General features: G+C 55.0%; 12 protein-coding genes. All 12 read right to left on the bottom strand.

Annotation, left to right across the window (positions count from 1 at the left end; genetic code table 11):
- Positions 1 to 85: 85 nt before the first annotated feature.
- Positions 86 to 2,203, bottom strand: coding sequence for an elongation factor G (gene fusA / locus KO498_RS08280; RefSeq protein ID WP_215959441.1), 2,118 nt, complete (start codon positions 2,201 to 2,203; stop codon positions 86 to 88).
- Positions 2,204 to 2,218: 15 nt separating this feature from the next.
- Entirely contained in the window at positions 2,219 to 2,689 is a 471-nt protein-coding gene (rpsG, locus tag KO498_RS08285) for a 30S ribosomal protein S7 (RefSeq protein ID WP_215959442.1), read from the bottom strand.
- A gap of 12 nt (positions 2,690 to 2,701) precedes the next feature.
- A complete protein-coding gene (rpsL, locus tag KO498_RS08290; protein WP_215959443.1) occupies positions 2,702 to 3,073 on the bottom strand; it encodes a 30S ribosomal protein S12 in 372 nt (123 codons plus the stop codon).
- 277 nt (positions 3,074 to 3,350) lie between these two features.
- Positions 3,351 to 4,184, bottom strand: a complete 834-nt coding sequence (locus KO498_RS08295) for a glycosyltransferase (RefSeq protein WP_215959444.1) — start codon at positions 4,182 to 4,184, stop codon at positions 3,351 to 3,353.
- A 5-nt stretch (positions 4,185 to 4,189) separates the two neighbouring features.
- Complete coding sequence (locus KO498_RS08300; protein WP_215959445.1) at positions 4,190 to 5,074, bottom strand: DMT family transporter; 885 nt, start codon at positions 5,072 to 5,074, stop codon at positions 4,190 to 4,192.
- Positions 5,071 to 5,886 (bottom strand): glycosyltransferase, encoded by an 816-nt coding sequence (locus tag KO498_RS08305; RefSeq protein ID WP_215959446.1) that lies wholly within the window; start codon positions 5,884 to 5,886, stop codon positions 5,071 to 5,073. Before KO498_RS08305 ends, KO498_RS08300 begins: the two co-directional genes overlap by 4 nt.
- A 100-nt stretch (positions 5,887 to 5,986) precedes the next feature.
- Positions 5,987 to 10,234, bottom strand: a complete 4,248-nt coding sequence (rpoC, locus tag KO498_RS08310) for a DNA-directed RNA polymerase subunit beta' (protein ID WP_215959447.1) — start codon at positions 10,232 to 10,234, stop codon at positions 5,987 to 5,989.
- Between the two features lie 54 nt (positions 10,235 to 10,288).
- The gene (gene rpoB, locus KO498_RS08315; protein ID WP_215959448.1) at positions 10,289 to 14,425 is read right to left on the bottom strand and encodes a DNA-directed RNA polymerase subunit beta; all 4,137 of its coding nucleotides are present in this window, start codon (positions 14,423 to 14,425) and stop codon (positions 10,289 to 10,291) included.
- 250 nt (positions 14,426 to 14,675) lie between these two features.
- Complete coding sequence (rplL, locus tag KO498_RS08320) at positions 14,676 to 15,056, bottom strand: 50S ribosomal protein L7/L12 (protein WP_215959449.1); 381 nt, start codon at positions 15,054 to 15,056, stop codon at positions 14,676 to 14,678.
- 72 nt (positions 15,057 to 15,128) lie between these two features.
- Complete coding sequence (gene rplJ, locus KO498_RS08325) at positions 15,129 to 15,641, bottom strand: 50S ribosomal protein L10 (RefSeq protein ID WP_215959450.1); 513 nt, start codon at positions 15,639 to 15,641, stop codon at positions 15,129 to 15,131.
- A gap of 299 nt (positions 15,642 to 15,940) precedes the next feature.
- Positions 15,941 to 17,995, bottom strand: a complete 2,055-nt coding sequence (locus KO498_RS08330) for an FAD-dependent oxidoreductase (protein WP_215959451.1) — start codon at positions 17,993 to 17,995, stop codon at positions 15,941 to 15,943.
- A gap of 108 nt (positions 17,996 to 18,103) precedes the next feature.
- Positions 18,104 to 18,802, bottom strand: a complete 699-nt coding sequence (gene rplA, locus KO498_RS08335) for a 50S ribosomal protein L1 (protein WP_215959452.1) — start codon at positions 18,800 to 18,802, stop codon at positions 18,104 to 18,106.

An 18,802-nucleotide genomic window follows, 5' to 3' on the forward strand; every position in this document is an offset into this window, starting at 1 on the left:
TCAAACTTTTCCTTAGCCATGATGGCCTCCTTTAATCAAAAGGCGAAGCGCACGGAACTGCGCGCTTCGCTAATTTGTTGAAAACTTAGGCGAACTTCGCCTGAATTTCTTCCGAGATGTTGCTTGGAACTGGCTCGTAGTGACCGAACTGCATGGTGAAGTTCGCACGACCCGACGACATCGAACGCAGTGTGTTGATGTAGCCGAACATATTTGCCAGAGGCACAAACGCGTCAATAGCGATCGCGTTACCGCGAGGCTCTTGGCCCGATACCTGACCGCGACGTGATGTCAGATCGCCGATGATGCCGCCTGTATACTCTTCAGGTGTGATCACTTCGACTTTCATCACTGGCTCGAGCAGTTTCGCGCCAGCCATTCTCATGCCTTCACGCATACACATACGTGATGCGATTTCAAACGCGAGAACCGATGAGTCAACATCATGGTATTTGCCTTCGATCAAAGCAACTTTGAAGTCGATGACAGGGAAGCCAGCAAGTGGGCCGCTGTCCATAACTGACTTGATGCCTTTTTCAACGCCCGGGATGTATTCCTTCGGAACCGAACCACCCACAACGCGGCTCTCGAATGAGTAGCCTTCGCCTGGTTCTGTTGGCGAGATGATGAGTTTTACCTCACCAAACTGACCAGAACCACCCGACTGTTTCTTGTGGGTGTATGTGTGCTCGACTTCGTGGCCGATTGTCTCACGGTAAGCCACCTGTGGCGCACCGATGTTCGCTTCGACTTTGAACTCGCGCTTCATACGATCAACAAGAATATCGAGGTGAAGTTCGCCCATGCCTTTCATGATGGTCTGGCCTGATTCCAGGTCAGTTTCCACGCGGAAGGATGGATCTTCAGCTGACAAGCGTTGAAGGGCGATGCCCATCTTTTCTTGGTCGCCTTTGGTTTTTGGCTCAACCGCGATCTCGATCACAGGTTCCGGGAAGGTCATTGTTTCGAGAACGACTGGTTCGTTCACGGCGCAAAGCGTATCACCGGTTGTCGTGTCCTTCAGGCCGCCAAGCGCGATGATGTCACCCGAGAATGCCTCGGAGATTTCATCACGGTCGTTGGAGTGCATGATCATCATGCGGCCAACGCGCTCTTTTTTGCCTTTGGTCGAGTTCAGGAAGGTGTCGCCCTTTTCAAGCTTACCTGAATAGATCCGCGTGAATGTCAGCGAGCCAACAAACGGGTCATTCCAGATTTTGAACGCCAGAGCAGAGAATGCCATGTCGTCGTCAGCGCGGCGCGCAATGTTACGCGTCTCTGTTTCGTCGCCAGGCTTAAAGCCCATGTAATCAACAACGTCGAGCGGGCTCGGCAGGTAGTCGACAACAGCGTTGAGAAGCGGCTGAACACCTTTGTTTTTGAACGCAGAACCACCAAGCACTGGCACGAATGCCATGGCCAGAGTGCCCTTACGGATCAGCGCGCGCAGGGTCTTAACGTCAGGCTCTTCGCCTTCCAGATAAGCTTCCATTGCGTCATCGTCCATCTCGACAGCGGCTTCTACGAGCTTGTTGCGCCATTCGTCAGCCATGCCTTTCAGGCTGTCACGAATAGGAGCTTTCACCCATGATGCGCCAAGGTCTTCGCCTTCCCACAACCATTCTTCCATGGTCACGAGGTCAAGCAGACCTTCGAGTTCTGTTTCAGCACCGATCGGGATGCCAACAGGAACCGCAACCGCACCGGTGCGCTCTTCAATCATGTTCACACAGTTGAAGAAGTCAGCGCCGATTTTGTCCATTTTGTTGACAAAAACCATACGCGGAACTTTGTAGCGGTCGGCCTGACGCCATACTGTTTCGGTCTGTGGTTCAACACCGGCGTTTGCGTCAAGAACACAAACGGCACCATCGAGAACCGCAAGCGAGCGCTCTACTTCAATAGTGAAGTCAACGTGGCCAGGCGTGTCGATGATGTTCAAGCGGTGCTTTTCAGAGTCGGGCGTGGTGCCGTCTTCTGTGCGCTCCCAGAACGTGGTTGTCGCAGCGGAAGTAATTGTAATTCCGCGCTCTTGTTCCTGCTCCATGTGGTCCATGGTTGCAGCGCCGTCGTGAACTTCGCCGATGTTATGCTCTTTACCTGTGTAAAACAGGATACGTTCCGAGCATGTGGTTTTACCCGCATCAATGTGCGCCATAATGCCAAAGTTGCGGTAACGGTCGAGTGGATATTCGCGTGCCATATTGGTGCGCTCCTCTTACCAGCGGTAGTGGCTGAAGGCTTTGTTAGCCTCGGCCATTTTGTGAGTGTCTTCGCGTTTTTTAACGGCAGAACCGCGCGACTGAACAGCATCCATAAGTTCGCCGGCAAGGCGCTCTTCCATGGTGTTTTCGTTGCGGGCACGGCTCGCGTTGATCAGCCAACGGATGGCCAGAGCTTCGCGACGCTCGGGGCGCACCTCAACAGGAACCTGATACGTAGCACCACCCACACGACGTGAGCGAACTTCGACAGAAGGTTTGATGTTTTCGAGGGCTTCGTGGAAGATTTCCACAGGAGCGCGTTTGATTTTGCTCTCAACGCGGTCAAATGCGTTGTAAACGATCCGCTCAGCAACGGCTTTTTTGCCGTCGATCATCAGATTGTTCATGAATTTTGTCAGAACCCGATCACCAAACTTGGCGTCAGGAAGGACTTCGCGCTTCTCAGCGGCGTGACGACGTGACATGTGATCTCTTCCTTACTTAGGACGCTTGGCGCCATATTTCGAACGGCGCTGTTTACGGTCTTTAACGCCTTGCGTATCAAGAACACCGCGCAGGATGTGGTAGCGAACACCTGGAAGGTCTTTTACGCGGCCGCCACGAATCAGGACAACAGAGTGCTCCTGAAGGTTGTGGCTTTCGCCGCCGATGTAGCTGATCACTTCAAAGCCGTTTGTGAGGCGCACTTTGGCAACCTTACGCATCGCTGAGTTCGGTTTCTTTGGCGTCGTTGTATAAACGCGTGTGCAAACACCGCGCTTCTGAGGGTTGCCCTCAAGGTGAAGCGACTTTGAGCGTTTGACTTTCGGCTTCCGGGGCTTCCGGATAAGCTGTTGGATCGTTGGCATAGGGTTCTTTTCCCGTTTCTCAACACATTTATGCAAGGGTGTCCCCCCGCGGGTTCAGTCATACGTGCATGGCGCGTCCACAATGCACAAAAACCGCAGCGTTCCCATTCCGAGGTAAACGTCGCGGTGTGTTCCCAGAGGGCCTTCGCAGCATTAGCTTGGGCCTTGATAACTACAGTTCTGTAAACGGCTAAGGAAGTTACTCCGCACCGGATAGCGCGCGTATAGGCGGAGTCGGGGTGCTTGTCAACAAGGCTGCATGCTTGCTGCCCGCAGCTTACGAGTTCGCATGCAAAGCTCGCCATGCTGTCTCAAAACCCTGCAAGTCAACGCCAAAGTCTTCCTGCATCACGTCAGGGAGGTTTTCAAGATTGAAGCGAAAAGTCTCGACATTGCGGCGTTTGATTTCGCTATCGTTGCCCTCATGCGCCCCGCGCACAAACATCGGCTTTTTGTTGTGGCTTAGCACCGGCATTGCCCGCCATGTCCGCATATGCGGATAGTTAATCAGGCTACGTTTATGGCTTGGCGGCACGTATAGCGCTAAAGCAGGTGTCCAAAGGCGCGCTTCGACGGGTTCGTAGTTGATTTCGCCACTGTTCTCGCATCGCATCAGAAAGCCACGGCAAAAGTCGACAGCCACGCGCTTGTGCTCTTTATAGATCGGACGTAGCGCACCGAAAAGATCGCGCAATCGGGCGACAAAATCACTCGCCACCGCATCGTCATCGTCAAGCCGGAACTCCGCCACGACATCGGCGCTCTGGTCTCGCTCGGAGATCATCAGATTGCGGCAAGCCTCCATGTGGTTTTGCCCTTCGGGCAGAAACACCGGTTTCACCTGCGGGATATCTTTGATCAAGCGCAACAGCTTGCTACGCCACGGATCAGGTAGTTCGTCACCGATCATCAAAACCAGCTTGAAGTCGACATCGCTCTGCGCCCGAATGCTCGGCAACACAAGATGCTCCATAAAGAACAAGCGTCCCTCAAGGCGGCGAGCATTGTAAAGCTCCGCCCTCAGTGCCTCAAGGCTCTGGCCCTTGTTGTTAAATGCCCCGACTTGGCTTGGATAAGACCAGCGGCAAAGGCCCAGAACTTGTAGTTTCACGCGCTTCATACCTTACCTAGTTTTATTTGACGCTCTCGTAGCAGCATAAAGACACCAGAGCCTACAACGATAGACGCGCCGATAAGAGTTAGCGGCGCAGGCCAGTCACCAAAAACAAACCACCCTATGAGCAAAGCCCAGACAAGCGAAGTGTAACGAAACGTTGCGACAAAGCTGATTTCGCCAACGCGCATGACCATGATTGAACAGAGGTATCCGCCGATGATCATAAGCGCTGCACCGGTGATCATCAAAGCGGCAAAGCCGCTGACAGGCGCCCAACCCTGCGCGGGGGAACCTGCCGCAAAGAACAATGTGACACCGACTGCCGAGTAAAACGAAACAGCCATCGAGGGGGTGTCTTTGCTTAACCGTCTGGTCACCAAGTCGCGCAGCGTAACGAAGGCAACTGCGATCAGTGCGTAGAGCGAGTAGATAGTAAAGCCCTCGGTGCCGGGGCGGACGATGAGCCAAACGCCCAAAAATCCAATGAGAATTGCCGACATCCGCCGCCAACCGACGGCCTCACCGAAAAAGAACGCCGCCGCCAGCGTAACTGTCAAAGGCAGTGCCTGCAAAATCGCCGAGACATTGGCCAACGGCATATTAAACAACGCTGTGAGAAAGAAATACGCCGAGGTGATTTCGGCAATCACCCGGAGCAGAACCTTACCGCGATCATTCGCAGGAATGCCGAAGTCGGTCTTGCCACGCAAAAACATCATCGCTGCGATCAACGCAACCGTCAGTATGCCGCGCAGGGTCAGTATCTGGAACAAGGGCAGCTCGTCCGCTATGGCTTTCATGAAGGCGTCATTGAACGTGAACGCCGCCATTGATGCCATCATCAGCAGCGCCCCTTTGAAATTGTCATTCGCGGTATGGCTCATATGTCGCGCAGTGTCTTGATATCAAACCCGAAACGCGTACCGATCTCACTTTCAATTTTGTTCGGTTCCATCTTTCCAGTGATCCCGAGTTTTGCCGGGCTTGATTTGTTGTCAGAGTGGATCGTCCTGATAAAGCACGGCTCCGAAACATCGGAGTAGAGTGTGTAATGCTGCGCAATTGCGCGGTGGTTGTAGCGGTAAGGGTTGCGCCCGTAGGAAACCGGATGCAACAATGCCAACCCGACAGACAGCGGGGCGCGCTCGACAGTGTCGATCACCGAGTTGCCGCCCTCACCCGTCACTTCGACGTAAAAGCCACGGTTGAAAGCGATCATCGTTGGTGCATCAGGCTCAATCGCAAGCAGCGGCCCCGCCAGCCGTTTGCACCGGGCAACATAGTCGCGGGATACCGCGTCGTCGTCGTCAAGGCGGAAGCACAGCCGATGCGTATACCCTTCTTCAAATGCACTGGCATAGGCTTGCTTGCAAATCTGATAGTGGCGGGCCGGATCTGCCGCAAAAATGGTGATGTTGTCATGAGGCGCAATCAACGCATCAAGACGCTCTCGCGCTTCGGGCGGCAAATGCGTGGATGTCAAAACAACAACGTTAAAATCTTGATCAGCTTGTGCGACCAGCGAAGGCAAACAAAGCGTCTCAAACAGACGAAACCGCAATGCGAGGCGCTCGTCGTTGAACAAATGCGCTCCAATCGCTTCGACGCTGCCATGTGTCTCGGCATAGTAGTCTTCGGTCAGCACCGAGAACCGCACAACGCCGACGACTTGAACGGAATGGGGGTCATGTTGCATCTGTAGCGCTCCTCTTGCTCACAGATGACATCGAAACCACCCAAAAGAAAAGCCCCGCTGTTACGGCGGGGCTTTCTATTTTCTCTAGGTAAAGCGCAGCTTACTCGCGGCTTTCCTCTGGCGTATCAACGATGGTGCTTTCGCTCGCTTGTGCGGCAAAGACATCGTCCTCACTTGGCGCAGCCAAAGCAGCGGCGGCTTCAGCTTCTTCGCGACGCGCTTCGAGCACGACATTGTCACGATCCTGAGCAACACGGCGGATCTTCTGAGTTGCGCCGCCTGTGCCGGCCGGAATGAGACGGCCAACAATAACGTTTTCCTTGAGGCCAACCAGCTTGTCTTTCTTACCCTGCACAGAGGCTTCGGTAAGAACGCGCGTTGTCTCCTGGAATGACGCCGCCGAGATGAACGAACGTGTCTGCAAGCTCGCCTTGGTGATCCCGAGAAGGATCGGCTCGCCTTTGGCCGGACGCCCGCCGCGGGCTTCTGCCTTGGCGTTGGCTTCGTCAAACTCGGCTTTGTCCACGTTCTCGCCCTTAAGCAAGGTGGTTTCACCGCTGTCGAGGATCTCCCACTTCTGCAGCATCTGACGCACGATAACTTCGATGTGCTTATCGTTGATCTTCACACCTTGGAGGCGGTAAACATCTTGCACTTCGTCGATCATATAGTCAGCCAGCGCTTCGACACCCATGATTGAGAGGATGTCATGCGGCGCGGGGTTGCCGTCCATGATGTAGTCGCCCTTCTGGACAAAATCACCTTCCATAACGGGAATGTGCTTGCCCTTTGGCACCATGTATTCAACGGCTTCCATCGTGTCATCGGCTGGCTCGATGCTGATACGGCGCTTATTCTTATAGTCGCGACCGTAGCGAACATAACCGTCGATCTCTGCAATGATCGCGTGGTCTTTGGGGCGACGTGCCTCAAAGAGTTCCGCAACCCGTGGCAGACCACCGGTAATGTCTTTTGTTTTCGCGCCTTCACGAGGAATACGCGCAACAACGTCACCGGCTTTGATCTCCTGGCCGTCTTCGATCGACATGATCGCATCAACTGACATCGGGTAGGTCAGAGGATTGTCAGCCGAATTTCGGACAGGTTCGCCGTCTTTGTCGACAAGGATGATCTCGGGCTTGAGCTCGTTGCCTTTTGGCGCAGCACGCCAGTCGATCACGATCTTCTGGGTCATGCCTGTGGCTTCATCTGTCTCGTCGCGCACGGCAATGCCGCTTACGAGGTCAACAAACTTGGCCGTACCAGCTTTTTCGGCAATGATCGGAAGGGTGTATGGATCCCATTCGAACATCTTGTCGCCGCGAAGAATTTTTGCACCCTCTTTGACAAACAGTTTCGAGCCGTAAGACAGTTTGTGGCTTGCGCGTTCATCGTCATCTTCGCCCATAATGATGAGCTTCATGTTACGACCAACAACCAGCTGCTCGCCTGCTTCGTTCTCAAGCAATTGAGCGTTTTCAAAGACTACTTTACCTTCTTGGCTCGCTTCAAGGAACGACTGCTGACCACCCTGTGCAACACCGCCAATGTGGAATGTCCGCATCGTCAGCTGCGTGCCTGGTTCGCCGATCGACTGCGCGGCGATAATACCGACAGCTTCACCTTGGTTAACCATCGTGCCGCGCGCGAGGTCACGCCCGTAACACATGGCGCAAACGCCGTCTTCAGCTTCGCAAGTCAGCGGGCTGCGCATGCGTGTCGTGGCAACGCCAGCCGCGTCAATGGCATCAGCCATACGCTCGTCGATGATCGTGCCGGCAGTAACAAGAACTTCGTCAGTGCCCGGCTTGGTGATGTCATCGGCAGCCACACGACCAAGCAGACGCTCGGCAAGAGACGAGACAACTTCACCGTCGTTCACCGCAGCAACAGCTGTGATCGCGCGTTCGGTTCCGCAGTCGTGCTCACGCACAATGCAGTCTTGCGCCACGTCAACAAGACGACGTGTCAGGTAACCCGAGTTGGCTGTCTTCAGAGCGGTATCTGAAAGGCCTTTACGCGCCCCGTGTGTCGAGTTGAAGTATTCAAGAACCGTGAGGCCTTCTTTAAAGTTCGAGATGATCGGCGTCTCGATGATGTCGCCGTTCGGCTTGGCCATCAGGCCGCGCATCCCGCCGAGTTGTTTCATCTGCGTAACCGAACCACGCGCACCGGAGTGAGCCATCATGTAAACCGAGTTTGGCTCTGCTGTTGAGCCGTCTTCATCGGTTTGATCCGCCGAAATTGTGTTCATCATCGCTTCGGTGACTTGGTCGTTACATTTGCTCCAAGCATCGACAACTTTGTTGTATTTCTCGCCCTGAGTGATCAGGCCGTCGAGATACTGCTGTTCGAAGTCTTTCACTTGCTCGCGCGTGCCGTCGACGATGCCCCATTTGGTATCAGGGACAACCATGTCATCCTTACCAAACGAAATGCCGGCTTTGAAAGCTTCACGGAAGCCCATTGTCATGATCTGATCGCAGAAAATCACTGACTCTTTCTGACCACAGTAGCGGTAGACAGTGTCAATAATCTGCTGAACTTCACGCTTGCGAAGCAGACGGTTAACCAGTTCAAACGGCGCTTTGCTGTTCAAAGGCAACAGCGCACCAAGACGAACGCGGCCCGGTGTGGTTTCAAAGCGGGTCATCACTTCGTTGCCGACTTCATCAGCCTGAGGAATCCGGGCAATGATGTTGGCGTGGAGGTGAACTTCGCCTGAATCAAGAGCATGCTGAACTTCGTCAATCGAGCTGAAGACCATGCCTTCGCCCTTCATGCCAGCGCGCGCAATGGTCGTGTAATAAAGACCAAGGATCATATCCTGCGAAGGAACAATGATCGGTGCGCCGTTGGCTGGCGAAAGTACGTTGTTTGTTGACATCATCAAGACGCGGGCTTCAAGCTGAGCTTCAAGCGAAAGCGGCACGTGAACGGCCATTTGGTCGCCGTCGAAGTCGGCATTGAAAGCCGAGCAAACCAGCGGGTGAAGCTGGATAGCCTTACCTTCGATCAGCACGGGTTCAAACGCCTGAATGCCAAGGCGGTGAAGCGTCGGAGCACGGTTGAGCATAACGGGATGCTCGCGAATAACCTCGTCGAGGATATCCCAAACTTCGGGGCGCTCTTTTTCAACCAGCTTCTTGGCTTGCTTAACTGTTGCCGAGAGCCCTTTGGCTTCTAGACGCGAGTAGATAAACGGCTTGAACAGTTCGAGAGCCATCTTCTTGGGCAGGCCGCACTGGTGCAACTTCAGCTCTGGGCCTGTCACGATGACAGAACGACCCGAGAAGTCGACGCGTTTCCCCAAAAGGTTTTGGCGGAAGCGACCTTGCTTGCCTTTAAGCATGTCTGAAAGTGACTTGAGCGGGCGTTTGTTGGCGCCCGTGATCACGCGGCCACGGCGGCCGTTGTCAAACAAGGCGTCAACCGACTCTTGCAGCATCCGCTTTTCGTTGCGCACGATGATGTCAGGCGCGCGAAGTTCGATAAGACGCTTGAGGCGGTTGTTACGGTTGATAACACGGCGGTAAAGATCGTTGAGATCAGACGTCGCAAAGCGGCCACCATCGAGCGGCACCAGCGGGCGCAATTCTGGCGGGATCACAGGCACAACGGTCATGATCATCCACTCAGGGCGGTTGCCTGATTCAAGGAAGCTCTCGACAACTTTGAGGCGTTTGATGATCTTCTTGGGCTTGAGTTCGCCTGTGGCTTCGGCCAGATCGGCACGAAGCGTTTCAGCTTCTGCATCAAGATCAATCAGGCTCAGCATTTCGCGGATCGCTTCGGCGCCGATGTTGGCAGTGAAAGCGTCCATGCCGTAGTGATCTTGCGCGTCCATGTGCTCTTCTTCGGTGAGCATCTGGCCATATGTCAGGTCGGTCAGCCCCGGCTCGATGACCACGTAGTTTTCAAAATACAGAACGCGCTCAAGATCACGCAGTGTCATGTCCAGCATCAGGCCGATCCGTGATGGAAGCGACTTGAGGAACCAGATGTGCGCCACAGGTGAAGCAAGTTCGATGTGGCCCATGCGCTCGCGGCGCACTTTTTGAAGCGTAACTTCAACACCACATTTCTCGCAGACAACGCCGCGATACTTCATGCGCTTATATTTACCGCAGAGACATTCGTAGTCTTTTACCGGCCCGAAGATACGCGCACAGAAAAGACCGTCACGCTCAGGCTTGAACGTGCGGTAGTTGATGGTTTCGGGTTTTTTGATTTCCCCGAAAGACCACGACAGAATGCGCTCAGGAGAGGCTAGCGAGACTTTGATCTCGTCAAAAACCTTCTGTGGCGCAAGCGGGTTAAACGGGTTGTTTGTAAGTTCCTGGTTCATTTTGATATCCTCAAATTGGTTGCGGAAGGGAGGGAGAAGTTAAGGCCGAAGCCTTTATTCCTCATCCTCCGCATCCAGGAGTTCCATGTTCAGGCCAAGGCCGCGGACTTCTTTGACGAGAACGTTAAAGCTCTCTGGCACACCGGCCTCAAAGTTGTCTTCACCCTTAACAATGCTCTCGTAGACTTTCGTCCGCCCGGCTACGTCATCCGACTTCACAGTCAGCATTTCCTGTAGCGTATAGGCGGCGCCGTAAGCTTCGAGCGCCCAGACTTCCATCTCCCCAAAGCGCTGACCACCGAACTGGGCTTTACCGCCCAGAGGCTGCTGCGTGACGAGGCTGTAAGGCCCTGTCGAGCGCGCGTGGATTTTGTCGTCCACAAGGTGATGCAGTTTCAGCAGATACTTGATGCCGACCGTAACAGGGCGTGCAAACTGCTCGCCTGTGCGGCCGTCAAACAAGACCGACTGGCCTGAGGTGTCAAAGCCTGCACGGCTCAGAGCGTCGTTCACGTCAGCTTCCTTCGCACCGTCAAAAACCGGCGTTGCGATAGGAACACCGCGTGTGACGTTGCCAGCCGCTTCAAGCAGCAGCTTTTCGTCCATATCGGCAATGCCTTCGGCGTAAACTTCGTCGCCGTAAGCGTGCTTCATGGCGTCACGAACTGGCGTCAGATCACCAGAGCGGCGGAACTCACCAAGAGCGTCGTCGATCTGCAAGCCAAGGCCACGTGCGGCCCAACCCATGTGTGTTTCCAAAATCTGACCAACGTTCATACGTGACGGAACGCCGAGCGGGTTAAGACAGAAGTCGACAGGTGTGCCATCAGCCAAGAAAGGCATGTCTTCCATAGGAACAACCTTGGAAATAACACCTTTGTTGCCGTGACGGCCGGCCATTTTGTCACCTGGCTGAAGCTTGCGCTTCACCGCGATGAAGACTTTAACCATCTTCATCACACCTGGTGGCAGGTCGTCACCACGGCGGACTTTCTCGACTTTGTCCTCGAAGCGGGCGTCAAGCGTGCGCTTTTGCGCTTCGTATTGCTCGTTGAGTGCTTCGACAACCTGAGCTGACTTCTCGTCTTTCAGAGCAATCATCCACCAAGCAGACTGCGGGTAGGTTTCCAGCATATCGGCATCAACTTTTGAGCCGGCTTTCACACCTTTGGGGCCCTTGGCAACTTCTTTGCCGAGCAGCATGTCACCGAGTCGCGCGTAGATGTTGCGATCAAGGATCGCGAGTTCATCGTCGCGGTCACGTGCGAGGCGTTCAACTTCTTCACGCTCGATTTGCAGCGCGCGTTCGTCTTTTTCCACACCGTGGCGGTTAAAGACGCGCACTTCTACGACTGTGCCAAAGTCACCCGGCTTCACGCGCAGTGAGGTGTCACGCACATCAGAGGCTTTCTCACCAAAGATGGCACGCAGAAGCTTTTCTTCCGGCGTCATCGGGCTTTCGCCTTTTGGTGTGATTTTACCCACAAGAATGTCACCCGGCTCAACGTCGGCACCAATGTAAACAATGCCAGCCTCATCGAGGTTGCGCAGAGCTTCTTCACCGACGTTTGGAATGTCGCGGGTGATTTCTTCCGGGCCGAGTTTCGTGTCGCGTGCCGCCACTTCGAACTCTTCGATGTGGATGCTCGTGAACACGTCATCACGCGAGATGCGCTCTGAAATCAGGATACTATCTTCGTAGTTATAGCCGTTCCAAGGCATAAACGCGACGACCACGTTCTTACCAAGAGCAAGTTCACCGATGTCCGTAGACGGGCCGTCAGCAATGATCTCGGCTTTCTGAACCGTGTCACCAACCTTCACCAATGGGCGCTGGTTGATACATGTGTTCTGGTTGCTGCGTTGGAACTTGCGCATGCGATAGATATCAACACCCGCATCACCCAACTCAAGATCGTGTGTGGCGCGGATAACGATACGCTGGGCGTCGATCTGGTCAACGATACCTGCGCGCTTGGCCTGAATGGCAGCACCCGAGTCGATCGCGACTTTGCCCTCGATGCCAGTGCCAACCAAAGGCGCTTCGGCCTGCAGGAGTGGAACAGCCTGACGTTGCATGTTCGAGCCCATAAGAGCGCGGTTCGCATCGTCATTTTCAAGGAACGGGATAAGCGACGCAGCAACCGAGACGAGCTGCTTTGGCGACACGTCGATCAGATCAACGTGCTCGTTCGGCGCCAGCGTGTATTCACCGGCTTGGCGTGTTGATACCAAGTCGTTGGTGAACTTGCCGTTCTCGTCAAGCGAGGCGTTGGCCTGAGCAACAACGTGGCGCTGCTCTTCCGTCGCTGACATGTAGCTTACATCATCAGTCACCTGACCGTTTTCAACACGACGGTATGGTGTTTCGATGAAGCCATACTTGTTAACCCGCGCGAATGTCGCGAGCGAGTTGATCAAGCCGATGTTCGGGCCTTCCGGCGTTTCAATCGGACACATACGACCGTAGTGCGTTGGGTGAACGTCGCGCACTTCAAAGCCCGCACGCTCACGCGTAAGGCCGCCTGGCCCAAGCGCTGAAAGGCGACGCTTGTGCGTGACTTCCGAGAGCGGGTTGGTTTGGTCCATGAACTGTGACAGCTGGCTAGAGCCGAAGAATTCGCGAACCGCAGCTGCGGCTGGCTTGGCGTTGATCAGGTCTTGCGGCATCACTGTGTCGATTTCGACAGATGACATACGCTCCTTGATCGCACGTTCCATACGCAGAAGACCAACACGATACTGGTTTTCCATCAACTCACCAACCGAGCGAACGCGGCGGTTTCCGAGGTGGTCAATATCGTCGATGTCGCCCTTGCCGTCACGCAGCTCAACAAGTGCCTTGATGCAAGCAACAATGTCTTCGCGGCGCAGGGTGCGCAGGGTGTCTTCTGCTTCCAGAGCCAAACGCATGTTCATTTTCACGCGGCCAACAGCCGAGAGATCATAGCGCTCGCTGTCAAAGAACAATGTGTCAAACAGCGCCGAAGCTGCGTCAACTGTGGGCGGCTCGCCCGGGCGCATTACACGGTAGATATCCATGAGCGCGGTCTCGCGGTTCATGTTCTTGTCGACAGCAACGGTATTGCGGATGTAAGGGCCAACATTGACGTTGTCGATGTCGAGAACCGGAATGTCGGTGAAGCCCGCATCGAGCACTTCTTTCAAAGAACCGCCGATGATTTCACCGTCTTTGTCGCGCTCGTAAGTGAGCTCGTCACCCGCTTCGACATAAATCGCGCCAGTTTCTTCGTTGATCATATCTTTGGCGACAAACTTGCCTTCAATGTGCTCGAACGGAACCAACAAGTCTGTGACCTTGCCTTCGTCGATGATCTTCTTAACCGCGCGTGGCGTTACTTTTTTGCCAGCTTCTGCGATCACTTCACCGGTCTTGGCATCAACCAAGTCAAACGTCGGACGGGTGCCACGCACACGCTCGGGGAAGAACTTGGTGACCCAGCCCTTTTTATTCTTCAGTTTGAAATCAACGGTGTCGTAATAGGCATCCATGATCGCTTCTTGATCAAGGCCAAGCGCGTAAAGCAGCGTGGTAACCGGCAGCTTACGGCGACGGTCGATCCGCGCGAATACGATGTCTTTGGCGTCAAACTCAAAGTCGAGCCATGAGCCGCGGTATGGGATAATGCGGCAAGCAAACAGCAGCTTGCCCGAAGCATGCGTTTTGCCTTTGTCGTGATCAAAGAACACACCCGGCGAACGGTGCATCTGGGAAACGATCACGCGCTCGGTGCCATTAACAACAAAAGTGCCGTTCGGTGTCATCAAAGGCATGTCACCCATGAACACGTCTTGCTCTTTGATGTCTTTAACTGACTTGGCTCCAGTGTCTTCGTCGATATCAAACACGATGAGGCGCAGCTTCACTTTAAGTGGCGCGCTGTAGGTCATGTCGCGTTGCTGACATTCCTCGACATCGTATTTTGGCTCTTCAAGCTCATAGTCCACGAACTCAAGAATGCTGGTTTCGTGGAAATCCTTGATCGGGAAAACCGATTGGAAAACACCTTTGATGCCTTCGCCGTCTGTTGGCTGGGGCTGATCACCGGAGTTCAGGAATAGATCGTATGAAGACTTTTGAACCTCGATCAGGTTCGGCATCTCTAGAACTTCGCGGATTTTACCGAAGTATTTGCGGAGACGTTTCTGGCCAAGAAATGATTGCGCCATGTGCGATAACACCTTTTTATTTGTTCTCATCAAGAACAAGCACCGTCGGGCACCGGGCCTGCTCTTCTCGAGACAGCAACGCTTCTGGTCAATTCTAGGCTCTCATCCCAAGAGAGCCACCCGACCGTTGAACCGCGCCTTAGAAAACACCTCTCTTATGAGGCCCTTTCTAAGACAGGTTCGGCTGGGCAAGGTTTTCCCCTGCCCAGCCTAAATTTCCGCAAGACAAACAGCCCTGCGGGAAACCCAATTACTTGAGTTCGACTTCGGCGCCAGCTGCTTCGAGCTTGGCTTTGATGTCGTCTGCTTCGGCTTTGTCGACGCCTTCTTTGACAGCTTTGCCGCCAGCTTCAACAAGCTCTTTTGCTTCTTTCAGACCAAGGCCTGTGATGCCGCGAACTTCTTTGATCACGTTGATCTTTGAAGCGCCTGCAGAGATCAGAACTACGTTGAATTCTGTTTGCTCTTCAGCAGCTGCACCGCCGGCGTCGCCAGCTGGGCCCGCCATCATGACTGCGCCACCGGCTGCAGGCTCGATGCCGTATTCGTCTTTAAGGATGGTTTTCAGTTCTTGTGCTTCGAGAAGGGTAAGACCAACAATCTCTTCTGCGATTTTCTTCAGATCAGCCATTTTACTTGCTTTCCGTTTGATTAAATTGTGTTCCAACGTGTGAGGTATTCCGCACGCCAGTTATTCAGTTGCTTACGCCGCTTTTTCTTCGATAGTCGAAATAATCGAGGCGATGTTAGAAGCAGGTGCGCCAATCGCGCCAGCAATGTCAGAAGCAGGTGCGCCGATCATGCCCGCGATCTGAGCAAGAAGCTCTTCACGTGAAGGCAGTTTCGACACTGCTGTAACACCAGCACGGTCAAGGATGTCGCCGTCCATCGCGCCGCCGAGAATAACGAACTTGTCGTTTTCCTTGGCGTATCCCTCGGCAACCTTGGCCGCAGCCACAGGATCCTCGGAATATGTCAGAACGGTCATACCCGTCAGGAGGTTGCCCATCTCAGCGATAGGTTTTCCTTCAAGGGCGATCTTGGCGAGCCTGTTCTTGGCGACACGTACAGACCCACCGGCTTCGCTTGCGCGGGCCCGAAGATCTTGCATCTCAGCAACTGTAAGACCAGCGTAGTGTGACACCACAACAACGCCAGAGCTTTCGAAGATCTGGCCGAGCTCGTCGACCAATTTCTCTTTTTGGGCTCTATCCACAGTTTCACTCCAAATATGGGGGTTGCCCCCCGGCTCAGTTCTGCCAACCCTTTCTTAGGGGTCGACACTCATGTCCGACTACGGGGCAATGCCAAGATAACCCGAGGAATAACCTCAAATAATCCGGTTTTTCCCGTCTCAGGCAGGAGATTAAGAGAGGCCAAACCGCCTCTCACCCACCGTCTTGGACGAAACAAAACAGCGCACGACGAATCGCACGCTGATTTGCAAGTGTGGATTTAGTGTGAATTAGCTGTGATTACAAGGGCTGATAAACGCGTTGATGCTGCACCTGCATCTCAGTCTGCCAACATCCGGTCTTCGCGTAGCACGCGCCCCTCCCCCATCGCCGCGCGTCCGTAAGCGTGCCCTGCGTAGATTGCCGCAGCAATCAAGCCCGGTGCGTGACAGTCACCAAGCGTCTTCACGTTCTCGATCCCTGCTGCGGCCCAAGCGCTCTCGCGTGCTTTTAACGCCTGCCAGAGCGCCTCGTTCGGGCTTCTGGAGGTAACAGAAACCAGCGTGTCACAGGCCAGCTTTCGCAGGGCGCCCGAGTATACGCATTCAACGCCCAGTTGCCTTTCCGCATAGCCTGCGAGGTTGTGCAGAGGGACGATCTCGACACCAAGTCTGATAAGCCGCTGCTGGATACGCCCCTGCTCAAGCGTATGGTCAGACCACGGTGCAACCACGGCAGCAGGCGTCACAAACGTCACCTTGTTGCCCTGCGCAGCGGCCACTTCAGCCACGACGCTGGCCATGTAGAAACGGTCGTCGTCAAACACAACAATCGGCCCCTCGCGGCCGGCGAGCTTGCCGTGCATCACGTCGTCGGGTGTCAGCACGGGCGCATCGGCCAGAAAGCCCAGCGGCCTCCGGTGCGCGCGCCCCGTGCCGTCAGAACGCCATGTCGCCCCCGTTGCCAACGCTACATTGGCGATGCCGTATTCCAGAATGTCGTCAGCAGTTAAGTGGCTCTCCAGATACATCTCGACGTTTGGCATGCTCTGCAGTTGTCCCAACCGCCAGTCGCGCACGCGTGCCCATTCAGCCAGCCCTGGCAAACGGCTCTCGAGGCTTACCCGCCCGCCCCATTCGGGGCTCGCTTCGGCAATGATCACCTCTTGGCCTGCCTTGGCTAAAACGAGCGCTGCCTCAAGCCCCGCAGGGCCGCCGCCAACAACCAAATGCTGCTCGGGCTTGACCGATTTGGTGAACACCTCAGGGTGCCAACCACGCCGCCACTCTTCCGCTGTCGTCGGGTTCTGGGTGCAACGCATCGGCACGCTGGTGTTGTCGCCTGACACGCAGATATTGCAGCCGATGCATTCGCGAATGTCGTCAACCCGCCCCTCATTGATCTTGTTGGGCAGGAAAGGGTCCGCGATCGAAGGCCTTGCCGCGCCGATGAGATCCAAGTGCCCCTGCTTCACCAGCCGCACCATCGTGTCAGGCGAGGTGTAGCGCCCTACGCCGACCACGGGCTTGCGGGTGACAGACTTTACAAAGCGGGTGTAATCTTCCTGATAACCCTCCTTGGCGAAGCGCGATGTCTGGCTGTCGTTTGACCAATCAGAGAGGTTCACATCCCACATGTCAGGCTCGTCGGCCAAGGCAGTGATAATGTCGTGGGCCTCGACGTCGTGGCGCAGGCCCTCGGCGCCGAGCAGCTCGTCAACCGCCAGTCGCACAGCCACGGCACAGCTGTCACCGACCGCCTCTTTGGTGTCGGCCAGCACCTCGCGAAACAGCCTCAAACGGTTTTCAAAGCTGCCACCGTATTCGTCTGTCCGTTGGTTGTGTCGCTCAAGCAAAAAGTGCTGCAACAGCGTCATATCATGACCCGCGTAGACATAGATAATGTCAAAGCCTGCCTGCTTTGCTCGTTTGGCGGCGTCTACGTGCCAGCGGCGAAAGGCTTTGATGTCGGCCTTGTCCATCGCCCGCGCTTGCACGGGATCGTCGCTGTCAACCACGGCGGCACTGGGGGCAAAAGGCGTGTGTCGCGTGTAGCGGTTGGCGACGTGCAAGCCGTTGTGGGCCAGCTGAATCGCAGCGAGGCTTCCGTGCCTGTGCACGGCCTCTGTCACCAGTTTGAGCGCCGGAATGTCCTTTGCATCCCACAGGCGTGCCTCATTGGCGGGGGTGAGATCAGAGCTTGGGTGAATTTCGGTTTCCTGCGTTGAGACAACGCCCCAACCACCCTCGGCCTTGATACCGCGGTGCGCCGCTTCCGAGCGCGGATACCGGTGCCCCATACCCGTGCAATGCGGCACTTGATAGAAACGGTTGCGGGTTTGCACGGGGCCGATCTGCACCGGCTCAAACAGGATGTCATAACTCGCGTCGCGCATGGGGTTGCCTCAAAAATTATCCGTGCAACTTTGCCAAAAACCGGCAGTTCTGCAAACGAAAAAGGGCGCCCCACTACGGAGCGCCCTTCTCAATTCTAGGTCTGATGCTTACTCAGCGTTGGCACTGTCGATGTCGAGGTTCACGCCTGGGCCCATTGTCGAGCTCAGGGTGATCTTCTTCATGTAAGCACCTTTTGAGCCGGCAGGCTTGGCTTTTGCCACGGCGCTCACGAAGGCGCGCACGTTTTCAACCAGCTTGGCTTCGTCAAACGAGGCTTTACCGATACCGGCGTGAATAACGCCAGCTTTTTCAACGCGGAACTGAACTTCGCCGCCTTTGGCCGCTTTCACCGCGTCAGCCACGTCCATAGTAACCGTGCCAACCTTTGGGTTTGGCATCAGGTTGCGTGGGCCGAGAACCTTACCGAGACGGCCAACCACTGGCATCATGTCAGGTGTCGCGATGCAACGATCAAAGTCGATCGTGCCGCCCTGAACGATTTCCATCAGGTCTTCTGCGCCGACAACGTCTGCACCAGCTTCTTTTGCTTCGTCAGCTTTTGGGCCACGGGCAAAAACAGCAACGCGCACTGACTTGCCAGTGCCGTTAGGAAGGCCAACAACGCCGCGAACCATTTGGTCAGCGTGGCGTGGATCAACCCCGAGGTTCATGGCGATTTCAAGTGTTTCGTCGAACTTCGCTGTTGCGTTTGCCTTGATCAAAGTCACAGCTTCTTCAACTGTTACCATGTTCTTGTCGGCAAAAGCCGCGCGTGCAGCTGTGCTGCGTTTTCCGAGTTTTGCCAT

The organism is Lentibacter algarum, assembly GCF_018860975.1.
In the GTDB taxonomy this organism is placed as follows: domain Bacteria; phylum Pseudomonadota; class Alphaproteobacteria; order Rhodobacterales; family Rhodobacteraceae; genus Lentibacter; species Lentibacter algarum_A.

What these genes read in the sequence shown, in the direction of transcription:
- rpsL (WP_215959443.1), bottom strand. Translation starts at nt 3,073, where the DNA reads ATGCCAACGATCCAACAGCTTATCCGGAAGCCCCGGAAGCCGAAAGTC.
- KO498_RS08330 (WP_215959451.1), bottom strand. Translation starts at nt 17,995, where the DNA reads ATGCGCGACGCGAGTTATGACATCCTGTTTGAGCCGGTGCAGATCGGC.
- rplL (WP_215959449.1), bottom strand. Translation starts at nt 15,056, where the DNA reads ATGGCTGATCTGAAGAAAATCGCAGAAGAGATTGTTGGTCTTACCCTT.
- rpsG (WP_215959442.1), bottom strand. Translation starts at nt 2,689, where the DNA reads ATGTCACGTCGTCACGCCGCTGAGAAGCGCGAAGTCCTTCCTGACGCC.
- rplA (WP_215959452.1), bottom strand. Translation starts at nt 18,802, where the DNA reads ATGGCAAAACTCGGAAAACGCAGCACAGCTGCACGCGCGGCTTTTGCC.
- KO498_RS08305 (WP_215959446.1), bottom strand. Translation starts at nt 5,886, where the DNA reads ATGCAACATGACCCCCATTCCGTTCAAGTCGTCGGCGTTGTGCGGTTC.
- fusA (WP_215959441.1), bottom strand. Translation starts at nt 2,203, where the DNA reads ATGGCACGCGAATATCCACTCGACCGTTACCGCAACTTTGGCATTATG.
- rpoC (WP_215959447.1), bottom strand. Translation starts at nt 10,234, where the DNA reads ATGAACCAGGAACTTACAAACAACCCGTTTAACCCGCTTGCGCCACAG.
- rpoB (WP_215959448.1), bottom strand. Translation starts at nt 14,425, where the DNA reads ATGGCGCAATCATTTCTTGGCCAGAAACGTCTCCGCAAATACTTCGGT.
- KO498_RS08300 (WP_215959445.1), bottom strand. Translation starts at nt 5,074, where the DNA reads ATGAGCCATACCGCGAATGACAATTTCAAAGGGGCGCTGCTGATGATG.